The 14,382-nt window shown below is 70.0% G+C and carries 9 protein-coding genes and 1 pseudogene; 6 read left to right on the plus strand and 4 right to left on the minus strand.

The features are described from left to right. Positions 1-76 precede the first annotated feature (76 nt). A pseudogene (locus ACQY9P_RS07970) lies at positions 77-1,100 on the minus strand (XdhC family protein). Between the two features lie 51 nt (positions 1,101-1,151). Here ACQY9P_RS07970 and ACQY9P_RS07975 point away from each other — a divergent pair. Further along, complete coding sequence (locus ACQY9P_RS07975; protein ID WP_421739784.1) at positions 1,152-2,027, plus strand: bifunctional regulator KidO; 876 nt, start codon at positions 1,152-1,154, stop codon at positions 2,025-2,027. A gap of 161 nt (positions 2,028-2,188) precedes the next feature. Then, on the plus strand, positions 2,189-2,893 hold the full coding sequence (locus tag ACQY9P_RS07980; protein WP_421739783.1) for a glycosyltransferase family protein: 705 nt from the start codon (positions 2,189-2,191) through the stop codon (positions 2,891-2,893). 114 nt (positions 2,894-3,007) lie between these two features. Here the strand turns inward: ACQY9P_RS07980 and ald are convergent, their stop codons facing one another. Continuing rightward, positions 3,008-4,120, minus strand: coding sequence for an alanine dehydrogenase (gene ald / locus ACQY9P_RS07985; RefSeq protein ID WP_421739782.1), 1,113 nt, complete (start codon positions 4,118-4,120; stop codon positions 3,008-3,010). A gap of 119 nt (positions 4,121-4,239) precedes the next feature. Here ald and ACQY9P_RS07990 point away from each other — a divergent pair, with 119 nt between their 5' ends. From ACQY9P_RS07990 to pbpC, 4 genes are all read left to right on the plus strand, one after another. Continuing rightward, positions 4,240-4,713 (plus strand): Lrp/AsnC family transcriptional regulator, encoded by a 474-nt coding sequence (locus ACQY9P_RS07990; protein ID WP_421739781.1) that lies wholly within the window; start codon positions 4,240-4,242, stop codon positions 4,711-4,713. A gap of 80 nt (positions 4,714-4,793) precedes the next feature. Continuing rightward, on the plus strand, positions 4,794-5,612 hold the full coding sequence (locus ACQY9P_RS07995; protein ID WP_421739780.1) for a carbonic anhydrase: 819 nt from the start codon (positions 4,794-4,796) through the stop codon (positions 5,610-5,612). Between the two features lie 213 nt (positions 5,613-5,825). Next, the gene (locus ACQY9P_RS08000) at positions 5,826-10,766 is read left to right on the plus strand and encodes an alpha-2-macroglobulin family protein (protein WP_421740133.1); all 4,941 of its coding nucleotides are present in this window, start codon (positions 5,826-5,828) and stop codon (positions 10,764-10,766) included. Between the two features lie 193 nt (positions 10,767-10,959). After that, complete coding sequence (gene pbpC, locus ACQY9P_RS08005; RefSeq protein WP_421739779.1) at positions 10,960-12,960, plus strand: penicillin-binding protein 1C; 2,001 nt, start codon at positions 10,960-10,962, stop codon at positions 12,958-12,960. Between the two features lie 136 nt (positions 12,961-13,096). Here the strand turns inward: pbpC and ACQY9P_RS08010 are convergent, their stop codons facing one another. Together ACQY9P_RS08010 and maiA are read right to left on the minus strand one after the other, a co-directional pair. After that, a complete protein-coding gene (locus ACQY9P_RS08010; protein ID WP_421739778.1) occupies positions 13,097-13,723 on the minus strand; it encodes a carbonic anhydrase in 627 nt (208 codons plus the stop codon). A gap of 9 nt (positions 13,724-13,732) precedes the next feature. Further along, complete coding sequence (gene maiA, locus ACQY9P_RS08015; protein ID WP_421739777.1) at positions 13,733-14,374, minus strand: maleylacetoacetate isomerase; 642 nt, start codon at positions 14,372-14,374, stop codon at positions 13,733-13,735. Positions 14,375-14,382: the final 8 nt, after the last annotated feature.

The raw sequence follows: 14,382 nt of genomic DNA on the forward strand, positions 1-14,382 counted from the left end.
CAGCCTCAACCGAGCCTGGAAACGCTGCGGGTTCGATCTGGGCCCCGGCTTTCGCCGGGGAGAACGGATTGGGGGATCAGACCTCCACCGTCCGACGCTCCAGCGCCGGCTGCCCGTGCCGGGCCGCCATGATTTCCCCAATCACCGCCACCGCCACCTCGAACGGGGCCTTGCCGCCGAGGTCGAGGCCGATCGGCGCGCGCAGCTTGGCCAGGTCGCGATCGGTCAGGCCTGCCGCCTTCAGGCGTTCGATCCGCTCGCCCAGCCGACGCCGCGCGCCCAGCAGGCCGACATAGGGCGCGGGCGACGGCAGGGCGGCCAGCAGGGCGGCGTGGTCGATGTCCAGATCGTGGCCGCAGATGGCGACGGAGGTCCAGGCGTCGAGGCCAAGGTCGGCCAGGGCGTCCTGGACCGCGTCGCGGCTGTAGGTCACGCCGGCCAGGGGGGGCGGCGCGGCGGGGCCCTTGGGCCGGATCAGGAAGGTTTCGAAGCCGGACTGCGCGCCCAGACTGGCCACGGCCAGGGCGGTGGGATCGCCGCCGACCACCACCAGCCGCGGGACCGGGTCATAGGCGCGCTCGAAGGCCCCGGGCCAGGGCGCCAGCGGCTCCTCCATGCACTGGCGTCGCTGCCCGTCACTGACCCAGAAGGCCGGGAAGCGGCAGTCGGCCAGTCGCAACAGGGTCGCCGCCGCCGGGTCGTCGGGGGCGATGCGCTCGACCAGGATCTCGATCCGGGCGCCGCACAGCAGCCGGATGTCCGGCCAGGGACTGCCCTCGCCATAGATCAGGCGGCGCGGCCGGCCGTCTTCCAGACAGCGCCGGGCATGCGCCTCGACATCGGCCTCGATGCAGCCGCCTGACAAAAATCCGGAAACAATATTTTCTCCGAACACCATTTGCGTGCCGACGGGACGCGGCCCCCCGCCGCCCAGGGCGATGATCGTGGCCAGGGCCGTCGGACCGGCCAAAAGCCCCGCCCGCAAGGCGGGTCGGGCATCGTCGGCCATGCCGTGGAGGGGCCAGTCGGCGGCCGTTTGAAAGCTGTTCATCACCGCCGACTTTAACCCCTCGGCAAGGTTCCAGAAACGCCTTCTTCAAACCTTGGCGCGTAGGGTCATCTCACAAAGGTGTCGTTCCTCACGGATGGTCATGCCCATTTCGGTTTCAAAGCTTGGTCTCGCGGCCGCCCAGTTCGGGCTCGATGGCATGACGTCGTCGCCGCGCGGGCGTTCGCCTGAAGCCGAGGCGCGCGATATCCTGAACATTGCTCACCGTTCGAGCCTGTCGGTTCTGGACGTCTCGGGCGTCTATGGCCGGGCCGAATCGCTTCTGGGCGACCTGATCCCGCGTCCCGTCTCGTTCCGCGTGACCCTGTCGTCGGTTCGCGCCGATCGCGGTCCCGACTTCGTCGAGGCCGAAGCCCGCGCCGGTCTGCGCCGCCTGGGCATGGAGCGCGCCGACGCCATCATCGTCCAGACGCCGTCGGAGCTGTTTGGCCCGCACGGCGCCGCGCTGTGGGACCGTCTTCAGCGCCTGCGCGACGAGGGCCTGTTCGCCAAGATCGGCGTCGCGGCCCACGCCAGCGACGATCCGGTGGGCGTTGCCCGCCGCTTCAAGCCCGATATCCTGCAGGCTCCCGCCTCGCTCCTGGACCAGCGCCTGCTGGCCGACGGCTCGCTGGCCCGCATCGCCGGCATGGGCGTCGAGGTGCAGCTGCGCTCGATCTTCCTCAATGGCCTGCTGTTCCTGCCGCCCGATCGCGTGCCGGCCCAGCTGAAGGGCGCCTCGGGTCGTCTGTCGCGCGTGCGCCGGATGATCGCCGAGGGTCGTTCCGATCCGCTGCAGGCCGCCCTGGGTTTTGCCCTGTCGCGTCCGGAAGCCAGCGCCGTCCTGGTGGGCGTCACCTCGGCCGCCGAACTGTCGGCGGTGGTCGCCGCCGCCTCCAGCCCGCCGCCGGACCTGGACTGGGACGAGATGGCCATCGACGATCCGGTCGCGCTCGATCCGCGACGTTGGGTCGCCTAGGCCCCAGGCCGAATCAAACTCGACAGTGAACCCGGTCGCCAGGCCGATCCATCGCGCGCCATGGTCGCGATGATGGATAATGTCGCGTAAATACTTGATTCACCGCACTTTTATCTTTGTCGGCTAGCCTACATCCAACAAGCAAGTCTGGGAGCCGTCCGATGATCCTCGCTGTCCTGCAGGCCCGCATGGGCGCCGGCCGTCTGCCTGGCAAGGCCATGGCGACGCTCCGCGGCGAGCCGATGATCATCCGGCAACTGGAGCGTCTGCGCGGCGCGCGACGCCTGACCAAGATCATTGTCGCCACCAGCGCCGACGCGTCAGACGACGCCCTGGCTGGCTTCGTCGTGTCGCGGGGCTATGCCGTGCATCGCGGCGCCGGCGCCGACATTCTCGACCGCATCGCCCGGTGCGCCGAGGCCATCAGTTCGGTCAGCCACGTGGTTCGCATCAAGGGCGACGCGCCGTTCGTCGATCCCGGCATCGTGGACGAGGCGGTCGACCTGGCCCTGTCCAGCGGCGCCGACTACACCTCAAACCGCGCCGTGCGCACCTATCCGGCCGGCCTCGAGGTCGAGGTGATCGCCGCCAACGCCCTGCGCGTCGCGGCCGCCGAAACCCGTGATCCTCTCGCCCGCGTCTCGCCCACCGCCGCCATTCGCAACGCCCCGGACCGGTTCAGCCAGGCGCACCTGAAGGCCCGCCGCGACTGGTCGGGCCTGGACTGGCGGGTCAAGACCGCCGCCGACCTGGCCTTCGCCCGCTCGATCTACGACGCCCTTCATCCGGTCGATCCGGACTTCTGCATGAACGACGTGCTGGACCTGGTGGAAAGCCACCAGGACATCGCGCGGTTCGCGGCTTAAAGGCCTTGCGTCCTTCGAGGCCCGCTGCGCGGGCGCCTCAGGATGAGGAGCTTTTAACGGCATTCCTCATTCTGAGGTGCGAGGCGTAGCCGAGCCTCGAAGGACGCGCTGCGTCTACTTCCAGGCGCCGTAAGGATCCACCGACGGCTTGCCCAGCGCCTGAGCGACGGCCGGGTGGGTCAGTTCGCCCTTCAGCACATTCAGGCCGCGCGCCAGGTGGACATTGGTCTTCAGCGCGTCCAGGCCGTGGTCGGCCAGGGCCAGACCGAAGGGCAGGGTGGCGTTGCCCAGGGCTTCCGACGAGGTGCGCGGCGCGGCGCCCGGCATGTTGGCCACGCAGTAGTGCACGACGCCGTCGACCGTGTAGGTCGGATCGGCGTGGGTGGTCGGCTTACTGGTTTCGAAACAGCCGCCCTGGTCGATCGAGACATCCACCAGAACCGAGCCCGGCTTCATCTGCTTGAGGTGCTCGCGACGCACCAGCTTGGGCGCGGCGGCGCCGGCGGTCAGCACGGCGCCGATGATGACGTCGGCCTTGAGGATCTCTTCCTCGACGGCCGCGAAGGTCGAGTAGCGGGTCAGGATGCGGCCTTGATACAGGTCGTCCAGTTCGCGCATGCGCGGGATCGAGCGCTCCAGAACCACGACCTCGGCGCCCAGGCCGGCGGCCATGCGGGCGGCATTGGAGCCGACCACGCCGCCGCCCAGCACGGCCACGCGGGCCGGGGGCACGCCGGGCACGCCGCACAGCAGCAGGCCCATGCCGCCATTGTGCTTGAGCAGGGTCTCGGCGGCCGAGAACACGGCGATCCGGCCGGCCACTTCCGACATCGGGGCCAGCAGCGGCAGGCCGCCCTTGGCGTCGGTGACGGTCTCATAGGCGATGGCCGCGCAGCCGCTCTTCAGCAGGCCCTCGGTCTGGGCGGGATCGGGCGCCAGGTGCAGGTAGGTGAACAGGATGTGGCGCGGCTCCAGCCGCTCCCACTCGATCTTCTGCGGTTCCTTGACCTTGATGATCATGTCGGCGCCGGAAAACACCGCCGCCGCATCGGGCGCGATCGTCGCGCCGGCCTTGACATAGGCGTCGTCCGAATAGCCGGCGCCGAGGCCCGCGCCGGTCTGAACCAGCACGTCGTGGCCGTGGCCGACATATTCGCGGACGGCCGTGGGGGTGAGGCCGACCCGGTGTTCGCCCGGTTTGATCTCTGAGGGGACGCCTACGCGCATGATGGTTTCCTCCAATGGCGCTTTCCCGCCGGTTTACGCCTCCTGCCCCGCAAGTTCCTTGGCTATTTCATGCCGCAAGAACTATGTTATGCAGGAATCCTGCGTCAACGGGTGTTTCGATGAAGAAATCTGCTGTCCAGCTCGACAGCTTCGACCGGAAGCTCCTGACCCTGCTCCAACGACGGGGTCGGGCCAGCTATGTGGACATGGCCGAGGCGGTGAATCTGTCCGAGTCCGCCTGCCTGCGCCGGGTGCGGGCGCTGGAGGAGGCGGGGGTGATCAGCCGCTACGCCGCCGTGATCGACGAGCGCACCGTGGGCCTGCCGCTCAGCGTCTTCGTCACCGTGACCCTGTCGTCCCAGGCGGAGGGCACGCTGAGCGCTTTCGAGAAGGCCGTGGCCAATGTGCGCGAGGTGGCCGAATGCTACCTGATGACCGGCGGCTCGGACTATCTGCTGCGGCTGGTGGTGCGCGATGTCGACGATCTGGAGCGGGTTCACGCCCAGGAGCTGACGCGAATTCCCGGCGTGGTGCGGGTCAGTTCCAGCATCGCCATGCGCACCGTGGTCAAGCGCGCCGAATTGCCGCTGTAGGCGCCGGCAAAAACCTACCGAAGGTTAACCTTGTCCCGCTAGGTCTGGACCCCGACACACTAGATGCGTCGGGGGACGAGATGGTTTCGAGACGAGTTCTGCTGGGCGCGCTGGCGTCCGGACTGGCCGCCACGCCGCTGGCCGCCTTCGCCGAGGGCGATGACCACCACGCGGCCGCGCCCCGCAAGGTCGCGCCCAGGCCGCGCGCGCCCATGGCCGCCCAGACCGCCGCGCCGGCGCCCGGTCCGGTGCGCTCGACGGTCAATGAATACCCCAAGCCGATGGAGACCGAGCCCGAGGAGGTCTTCGTCAATCCGGACGAGGCCCTGGGTCGCCTCAAGCACGGCAACGCCATCTTCGCGCGCGGCGGCGCCAGCATGGCCCTGCCCAGCTGGACCCGGATCAACGAACTGGCGGCGGGCCAGAAGCCCTTCGCCGTCATTGTCGGCTGCTCCGACAGCCGCGTGCCGCCGGAACTGGTGTTCGACTGCAGCCTGGGCGAACTGTTCGTCGTGCGGACGGCGGGGTCCACCGTCAGCCGCGAGGGCCTGGGCTCGATCCTCTATGCCGTCGAGCATCTGGGCGCGCCGCTGATCGTGGTTCTGGGCCACACCAAGTGCGGCGCGGTCGGTGCGGCGGTGGATGTCGCCACCAAGCACGCCCACCTGCACGGGGCCCTGTTTGACATGGCCCTGCCGATCCTGCCGGCCGTGCTGGAGGCCGAGGAAAGCCATCCGGCCGACCTGCAGGACGCCGCGATCCGTCGCAACGCGATCAATATCGCCGAACGCCTGCGGACCGCCGACGAGGCCTTCACCACCCGCATCGCCGCTAATCGCCTGAAGGTGGTTTCGGCCGTCTACAGCCTGCAGAGCGGCCAGGTGGAGTTCATGGGCTAGGGCGCTCGCCCTGGCCGGCGAAACCCTTCACAGTCTTGCCGTTGACCGCGCCCGGGGCTTGGGATCACATCGATCCCTCAGGACGCGTGTGAAGAGGGGCAAGGGATGTCGACGGACGAGACGCCGCCGGAGAGCGGCGCTGATCAATCGACCTCGCGGTTCCCGTGGATCGAACGCCTTCGCGAGGCTCTGCCCAAGGACGCGCGCTCGCGCATGATCGCCGTGGGCGTCGGCGCCCTGGCGGTCGGGTTTGGCGGCGGCATACTGGTCGGCAAGGCCGGCGAGCTGGGCTGGTTCGGCGGTGGCAAGGCCGCCGTGGCCACCGCCCCCGTCAAGGGTCAGGCCTGGTCGCTGTTCGGCAAGCCCCGCTCGGCCAACGCGCCGCGCCGCGGCATTCCCAAGCCGGAAGGCTTCGCCGTCTGGCAGAGCCGCATCGACAGCGCGGGCCAGGACCCGATGGCCTGCGTGCGGATGAGCAAGGCGCTCGATCCGTCCAAATCCTATGCCGACTACGTGCTGATCTCGCCCGACATCGGCCGCCAGCCCGCCGTGCGGGTCAAGGGCGACGAGCTGTGCGTCGGCGGCGTCGGCTTCACCGACCACCGCGTGACCCTGCTCAAGGGCCTGCCCGCCAAGGGCGGCGAGACGCTTTCGGCCAATGCCGACGTCGATTTCACGTTTGGCGAAAAGCCCCCTTATGTCGGTTTCGCCGGCGACGGCGTGATCCTGCCGCGCGAGGAATCCGACGGCGTCGGCATCGAGACCATCAACGTCTCGGCCCTGGCCGTCGAGGTCTGGCGGGTGCCGGACCGCAATCTGGTCCGCAAGTCGATCAGCGCGCCCGATCCGACGGGTGAGGGCGACTGGGCCGGCGACTATGGCGACGACAGCGTCGGCGAGGATGGTCGCCGGGTGTGGAAGGGCCTCGTGCAGGTCACCGGCGCGGCCGGTCAGAAGGCGACCACCGTCTTCCCGCTGGGCGCGGTGCTCAAGGACATGAAGGCTGGCGGCTATGTCATCAAGGCGCGCGACGCCTCGGGCGGCCGTGATCCCGACGCGGATGGCGACACCCCGCCCGCCCAGGCGCGCCGCTGGATCATGTTCACCGACATGGCGCTCAGCGCCTATGACGGCTCCGAATCCCTCGACGTCGTGGTCCGCTCGCTGAAGACGGCCAAGACGATGTCGGGCGTGAAGGTCTCGCTGGTGGCCAAGGACGGCGAAGACCTGGCCCAGGCCGTCAGCGACGCCGACGGCCGCGTGCGCTTCCTGCGTCCGCTGCTGCAGGGTGAAGGCGCCGAGCACGCCCGGATGGTCATGGCCTATGGGCCGCAGAGCGACCTGGCCGTGCTGGACCTGGACCGCTCGCCGGTCGACCTGTCCAAGCAGGGCGTCGGCGGGCGCGAGGGCGCTGCCGACGGCCGCTCGACCAAGACCGATATCGACGGCTTCCTCTATGCCGACCGCGGCATCTATCGCCCCGGCGAGACCGTCCACCTCACGGCCATGGTCCGCGACCGGCTGGCCAAGGCGGTCAACGACCGCAAGGGCGAGATCGTCGTCAAGCGGCCCTCGGGCGTCGAGTTCAAGCGCTATCCGTTCAGCGGCGCCAATGCCGGCGCCGTGCTCGCCGATATCGCCCTGCCGCGCACCGCGCCGCGTGGGCGCTGGATCGCCGAGCTGAAGATCGAGGGTATCGAGGCCGCCGCCGGCAGCCTGACCTTCAGCGTCGAGGACTTCGCGCCGCAGCGCCTGGCCGTCACCGCCACGGGCCAGGAGTCCATTCCGCTGGCCGTGGGCGAGACCCGCAAGGTCGATGTCTCGGCCCGCTTCCTCTATGGCGCGCCGGGGGCTGGTCTGCAGACCCAGGGCGAGGCCCGCCTGCGCGTCGACAACGATCCGTTCCCCGCCTTCAAGGACTATCGCTGGGGCGACGCCGACAAGCCGTTCGAGGAGAAGTTCCTGGAGCTGGGCACGACGGTCACCGACGGCGAGGGCCGCGCGGTGCTGTCGGTCGGAACCGATCTGGCCGGCGACACCGCCCAGCCTCTGGTCGCGGCCGTGACGACCTCGGTGTTCGAGCCGGGCGGCCGTCCGGTGCGCGAGGGGCTGGACCTGAAGGTGCGCGCCAAGCCGCTGTATTTCGGCGTCAAGGTCGATCAGGGCGAAAGCGCCAAGGGCGATCCGCCGATCACCCTGAACGTCATCGCCGTCAACGCCGCCGGCAAGCGGGTGGGCGCCACGGCGACCTACACGCTGATCAGCGAAAACTGGGACTATGACTGGTTCCAGGAAGGCGGCCGCTGGCAGTGGCGGCGCACCAGCCGCGACGCGGTGGTGGCCAAGACCCAGGCCAATATCGGCGCCGGCGATCCGCTGCGCATCACCCGCCGCCTGGGCTGGGGCGACTATCGCCTGGTGGTCGAAGGCGCGGATGGTTCCAGGACCGTCACCCGCTTCGCCGCCGGCTGGGGCTCGCCCGCCAAGGACGCCGAGGCGCCCGACTTCGTGCGCGTCAGCGCCGGGACCAAGGCCTACAGCCAGGGCGACACCGTCGAGATCACCCTGAAACCGCCCTATGCCGGCCAGGCCCAGGTGGCCGTCGCCACCGATCGGCTGATCGACTTGAAGACCGTGTCGGTCGGCGAGAACGGGACGACCGTGCGTCTGAAGACCTCGGCCGCCTGGGGCGGCGGGGCCTATGTGATGGTCAGCGTCATCCAGCCGCGCGACCCGGTCGCCTCGCCCAAGCCGCGTCGCGCCTTGGGTCTCGTTTATGTGCCGCTCGATCCCAAGGGTCGGAAGCTGACGGTCGACCTGGGCACGCCGGTGAAGATCGACTCCAAGGCGCCGGTCGAGATCCCCGTCGCGGTGAAAGGCCTCGGCCTCGGCCAGCGGGCCCACGTCACCGTCGCGGCGGTGGACGAGGGCATCCTGCGCCTGACCCACCAGGACAGCCCCGATCCGGTGAAATGGTACTTCGGCAAGCGCGCCCTCGGCGTCGACTATCGCGATGACTATGGCCGCCTGCTCGACCCCAATCTGGGCGCGCCCGCCAATGTCAATTTCGGCGGCGACGAGGTCGGCGGCGAGGGCCTGACCGTGACCCCGATCAAGACCGTGGCCCTGTGGTCCGGCGTGGTCGAGACGGGTCTGGACGGCAAGGCGGTGATCAAGCTGCCGGCCGCCGACTTCAACGGCGAGCTGCGTCTGATGGCCGTGGCCTGGACCGATAACGCCGTCGGCTCGGGCTCCAAGCCCTTGACGGTGCGCCAGCCCGTGGTGGCCGACCTCAACCTGCCGCGCTTCCTGGCCCCTGGCGACAAGGCCATGGCCACGCTGGAACTGCACAATGTCGAGGGCAAGCCCGGCGCCTATACTGCCGAGGCCTTCTCGTCGGGCGGGCTGAAGGTGGCCTTCAAAAAGGTGTTCCAGCTGATCCTGGGCCAGCGCATCGCCGAGAAGATTCCCTTCCTGGCGCCCGACGTGACCGGCATCGGCAAGATCGGCTTCAAGGTGGCCGGCCCGGGCTTCGCGACAGCCAAGGACTATCCGATCCAGACCCGCCTGGGCTGGGGCGACGTGGTGCGCACCACCACCCAGCTGCAGCAACCCGGCGCGTCCTATACCCCGTCCTACGACCTGATGAGCGGACTGGCGGCCGGGGACGTGACGCTGCAGGTCAGCTATTCGCCGTTCAAGGGCTTCGACCCGGCGGCGATCGCGGTGGCCCTGCAGCGCTATCCCTATGGCTGCACCGAGCAGCTGGTTTCGACGGCCTATCCGCTGCTCTACGCCCAGAGCCTGACCAGCGATCCCAAGCTGAAGCGTTCGCCGGCGGCTCTGGCCGGGGCGGTGGGCAAGCTGCTGGATCGTCAGACCCTCGACGGAGCCTTCGGGCTGTGGCGGGTGGGCGACGGCGAAGCCGACGCCTGGCTGGGCGCCTACACGACCGACTTCCTGCTGGAAGCCAGGGCGCAAGGCATCGCCGTGCCGGACGCGGCGATCGACAAGGCGATGAACGCCATGCGCCAGATCAGCCGTCCCGACAGCTGGGCCTCGGTCTCCTACCGGATGGAATATCCCGAATGGTGGGCGGCGACGCCGGAGCAGTCGAAGAAGGCCACCGAACGCATGCGCCGCCGGGCCTCGGCCTATGCGCTGTACGTGATGGCCAAGGGCGGTCGCGGCGATCTGGCCCGCCTGCGCTGGTGGCACGACGTGCAGATGAAGGACGAGGACCAGCCGGTCGCCAAAGCCTATGTCGCCGCCGGCCTGGCCCGCATGGGCGACAACGCCCGGGCCCGCTCGGCCATGCGCCAGGCGGTCAAGTCGCTGGGTTATCGCGACGACCAGGACTGGTACCAGAGCCCGCTGCGTGACGTGGCGACCTTGACCGCGCTGGCCGTCGAGTCCGGCCAGGGTGACATCGCCCGTCAGCTGCAAGGTCGGCTTGAGAACGTGGTCAAGGATCCCGACGCCCTCAACACCCAGGAACAGGCCGCTGTGCTGCACGCCGCCTTCGCCCTGCTGAAGGCGGCCGGTCCGATCTCGATCGACGCCAAGGGGGCCATGCCCCTGCCGGCGGCCGGCGGCGCGCCGCGCTGGGCGGTGGGCAAGCTGGCCGACAGCCGCTTCACCAACACCGGCAAGGGCGCGTTGTGGCGGACGGTCAGTGTTCGCGGCACGCCGGTGTCGGCGCCCGGCGCGGCGTCGAACGGCCTGGTCGTCAGCAAGCGCCTTCTGTCGATGAGCGGCGGGGCGGTTGATCCCTCGACGATCCATCAGGGCGACCGGGTGATCATCCTGGTCTCGGGCCGCTCCATGCAGGCCAGGTCCACGGCTCTCGTGGTCGACGACGCCCTGCCGGCCGGTTTCGAGATCGAGACCACGCTGGGGGCCGACGACGCCCAGAACGGCCCGTACAAGTTCCTGGGCGAACTGACGGCGGCCGACGTGCAGGAAAGCCGCGACGATCGCTTCATCGCCGCGCTGGACCTGCCGGGCAACAAGCCCTTCGCCCTAGCCTATGTGGCCCGGGCCGTGACGCCGGGCGAGTTCTTCCTGCCCGGGGCGGTGGCCAAGGACATGTACCGGCCCAGCCTGAACGCGCGGTCGGACGCCGGCCGCGCGGTGATCGCGCCGGGGCAGTGAAGGTGAATGAGTGGCGTCTCCCTTCCCCCTTGATGGGGGAAGGGTTGGGGATGGGGGTGACAGCGTGTCCGGTTGAGGCGCGGCCTTGGTGAAATCGTCCGACGGTGTCACCCCCAACCCCGCCCTTCCCCCATCAAAGGGGGAAGGGAGAGAACGGTATGCTCCGCTATTCACCCGGGTCCTCGTCGGCTTCATGGGCCTGCAAGCCGCGCTCTTCACCCTGAGCGCCGTCTTCCCGCCGGACATGACCCGCGCCCGCCACTCCTCGCCCGTGGCGCTGGACCGGCGCGGCGCGTGGCTGCGGGCCCTGCCGGTCGAGGACGGCCGCTGGCGGATCCGGGCGGATCTCGACCGCACGGACCAGACCTTCCAGAAGCGCCTGATCGCCGTCGAGGACGCGCGGTTCTACGGCCACCTGGGCGTCGATCCGCTGGCGGTGGTCCGCGCGGCGGGCTCGGCGATTGTCCACGGCCGCGCCACCTCCGGCGCCTCGACCCTGACCATGCAGACGGCCCGCCTGCTGGAGCCGCGCCCGCGTAACCTCGGCTCCAAGCTGATCGAGATGATCCGCGCCGTGCAGCTGGAATCGCGGCTGACCAAGCGCGAGACCCTGGCCCTGTACCTGACCCTGGCCCCCTATGGCGGCAATCTGGAGGGCGTGCGCGCCGCCAGCCTGGCCTATTTCGGCCATGAGCCGACCAGCCTGACCGACGGTGAGCAGGCGCTGCTGATCGCCCTGCCGCAGTCGCCCGAGGCCCGCAGGCCCGACCGTCGGCCGGAGGCGGCGCGGTATGCCCGGCGTGCGGTGCTGGACAAGATGGTCCGCGCCCGTGTGCTGAGCGAGGTCGCCGCCGGCGAGGCCGAGGCCGAGCCCCTGCCGCGCCGCGCGCCGTTCCCGGCCCTGGCCTGGAACATCGCCGGCGAACTGGCCAAGGCCGCGCCGGTCAGTCAGGCCAGCGTGATCTCGACGCTCGACGCCGACCTGCAGGCCCGGCTGGAACCGATGGCCGCCGCCGTCGCGGCCACGCAGGGGGCGGACGCCGCCGCCGCGATCCTGGTGGTGGAAATCAAGGGCCGGGCGGTGCGGGCCGCCGTCGGCTCGGCGGGGCGCGACCGGCCGGGCGGCTGGGTGGACATGACCCGCGCCCTGCGCTCCCCCGGCTCGGCGCTGAAGCCTTTCATCTACGCCATGGCCATGGATGACGGTCTGGTCGCGCCCGACACCCAACTGACCGACAACGCCACGCGCTTCGCCGACTATCAGCCAGAGAATTTCGACCGGGTGTTCCACGACAAGGTCACGGTGCGCGAGGCCCTGACCCACTCGCTGAACGTGCCGGCCGTGGCCACCCTGGAACGTCTGGGTCCCGAGGCCTTCGCCGGCCGGATCGAGGCGGCCGGCGCGCATCTGGCGCGGCCCAAGTCTGAGCTGAAGGCGGCGGGCCTGGCCCTGGCGCTTGGCGGCGAGGGGATCACCCTGCGCGATCTGGTGATGCTGTACGCCGCGCTGGGCGACGGCGGCCTGGCCAAGCCTTTGGCCTGGACCGAAGCCGATGCGCGCCTGCGGGAAAAGTCCGGCGGAACCCGCATGGTCCGGCCCGAGGCGGCGCGGCAGGTGCTGGACATCCTGCGGGAAGCCCCGGCCCCGCGCGGCCGCGCGCCGTCTGCCCTGACCCTGGGCGGCCCGGCCATGGCCTTCAAGACCGGCACCTCCTACGGCTTCCGCGACGCCGTGGCGGCCGGGGTGGTCGGCGGCTATGCGATCATCGTCTGGACCGGCCGGGCCGACGGCGGCGCGCGCGGCGGGTTGACCGGGCGGGACGCGGCCCTGCCGCTGCTGTTCGACGTCGCCGACGTTGTGGGGGCTCCGACGGCCGCGCCCCGTCCGATCGCGCCGAAGTCCGCGCCTCAAGCTTTGCAGACGCTGCGCGCGGCGACCGAAGGTCCGCGCCTGATCTTCCCGCCCGACGGCGCGGCGGTGCAGGTCGAGGCCCTGGGGCCGGGGTCGCGCGGGCTGGTGCTGGCGGCCGGCGGGGACGACCTGACCTGGTACGTGGCGGGGACGCCGCTGTCGGCGGATCCGGTCAGCGGCCGGGTGGTCTGGCGGCCTTCGGCGCCGGGGTTCTACAAGCTGTCGGTGGTGGACGGGCAGGGGCGCAAGGCGTTGGCGCGGGTGCGGATCAAGGCGGGGTAGGCAGCCCAACACTTGTCATCCCGGACAAGCGCGTAGCGCGCCGATCCGGGACCGTTTCAAGCTCCGGGCTTCCGGCGGTCCCGGCTCTTCCCCCGGCTTTCGCCGGGGTTCGGCCGGGATGACAGGTTTTAGTGAGCTAGCTAGGCCCGCCGGCCACGCGCTCATAGTCCGCCAGGCTGGAAATCCCGACATTGAGATCCGTCACCAGGCCGTTGGACAGCGAATAGACCCAGCCATGCACGGCCAGCGGCTGGCCGCGCGCCCAGGCGTCCTGCACGAAGACGTCGGAGGCCACGTTGCGCACCTGGCGGATGACGTTCAGCTCGCACAGGCGGTTGAGCTTTTCCTTCTGGCCGGGCAGGGCGTCCAGCTCGTGCTTGTGCTCGGCGTGAACCTCGCGGATCGGGTGCAGCCAGTGATCGACCAGGCCGCGCCGCTGGCCGTCGATGGCCGCCGCCACGCCGCCGCAGCCATAGTGGCCGACGACCATCACGTGCTTGACCTTGATCACGTCGACCGCGAACTGCAGCACTGACAGATAGTTGGCGTCCTGCGGCGGGGCCAGGTTGGCGACGTTGCGGTGCACGAACAGCTCGCCGGGATCCAGGCCGACGATCTCGTTGGCTGGCACGCGGCTGTCGCTGCAGCCGATCCACAGATATTCCGGGCTCTGCTGGTTTTCGAGCCGCTTGAAAAACTGCGGGTCGACCTGGGTCTTGCCCTTCGACCAGGCGGCGTTGTTGGCCTTCAAGTCTTCAAGCATGCCTTTTCCTCAAGCCTTCTCGGCGTCGGGTTGCAGGTTGGGGTGGGCGGCGGCGATCGCCGGGTGGTCCAGCGCTTTCGCCACGGCGGCGCGGATCGCAGGGAACGGCGTCATGTCCACGTGGAAGCGGGCGGCGTTATAGACCTGTGGGACCAGACAGCAATCCACCAGGCCCGGTGTGTCGCCAAAGGCGTAGCCCCGTCCGTGGGCGGCGACCATCGGCTCCAGCGCGGCGAAGCCGTCGCCGATCCAGCGCTGGGCCCAGGCGTCGCGGCCGTCCTGGTCGACGCCGAGGCCGGTCAGGGCGCGCAGAATGCGCAGGTTGTTCACGGGATGAATGTCGCAGGCGATGATCTCGGCCATGGCGCGGACCGTGGCGCGATCAAACGGATCGGCGGGTAACAGGCGGGGCTCGGGGACCGTTTCGTCCAGCCACTCCAGGATCGCCAGGCTCTGGGTCAGGCGTCGGCCGTTAACTTCGAGGGTCGGGACCAGGGCCTGGGCGTTCAGGGTGCGATAGGCCTCGCCCTGGTGCTGGCTTGAGACCAGGTCGACGGGGCGGACCTCATAGTCCAGGCCCTTGAGGTTCAGGCCGATGCGCACCCGATAGGGCGCGCTGGCGCGCCAGGCGCTGTGCAGGGTCAGCTTCACGGGACGCT

This window comes from Caulobacter sp. (genome assembly GCF_965279145.1).
Taxonomy (GTDB): Bacteria; Pseudomonadota; Alphaproteobacteria; order Caulobacterales; family Caulobacteraceae; genus Caulobacter.

Excerpts from the sequence above, each read along its gene's own strand:
- ACQY9P_RS07975 (WP_421739784.1), top strand. The coding sequence starts at position 1,152 with ATGCCCATTTCGGTTTCAAAGCTTGGTCTCGCGGCCGCCCAGTTCGGG.
- ACQY9P_RS07980 (WP_421739783.1), top strand. The coding sequence starts at position 2,189 with ATGATCCTCGCTGTCCTGCAGGCCCGCATGGGCGCCGGCCGTCTGCCT.
- ald (WP_421739782.1), bottom strand. The coding sequence starts at position 4,120 with ATGCGCGTAGGCGTCCCCTCAGAGATCAAACCGGGCGAACACCGGGTC.
- ACQY9P_RS07990 (WP_421739781.1), top strand. The coding sequence starts at position 4,240 with ATGAAGAAATCTGCTGTCCAGCTCGACAGCTTCGACCGGAAGCTCCTG.
- ACQY9P_RS07995 (WP_421739780.1), top strand. The coding sequence starts at position 4,794 with ATGGTTTCGAGACGAGTTCTGCTGGGCGCGCTGGCGTCCGGACTGGCC.
- ACQY9P_RS08000 (WP_421740133.1), top strand. The coding sequence starts at position 5,826 with ATGATCGCCGTGGGCGTCGGCGCCCTGGCGGTCGGGTTTGGCGGCGGC.
- pbpC (WP_421739779.1), top strand. The coding sequence starts at position 10,960 with ATGGGCCTGCAAGCCGCGCTCTTCACCCTGAGCGCCGTCTTCCCGCCG.
- ACQY9P_RS08010 (WP_421739778.1), bottom strand. The coding sequence starts at position 13,723 with ATGCTTGAAGACTTGAAGGCCAACAACGCCGCCTGGTCGAAGGGCAAG.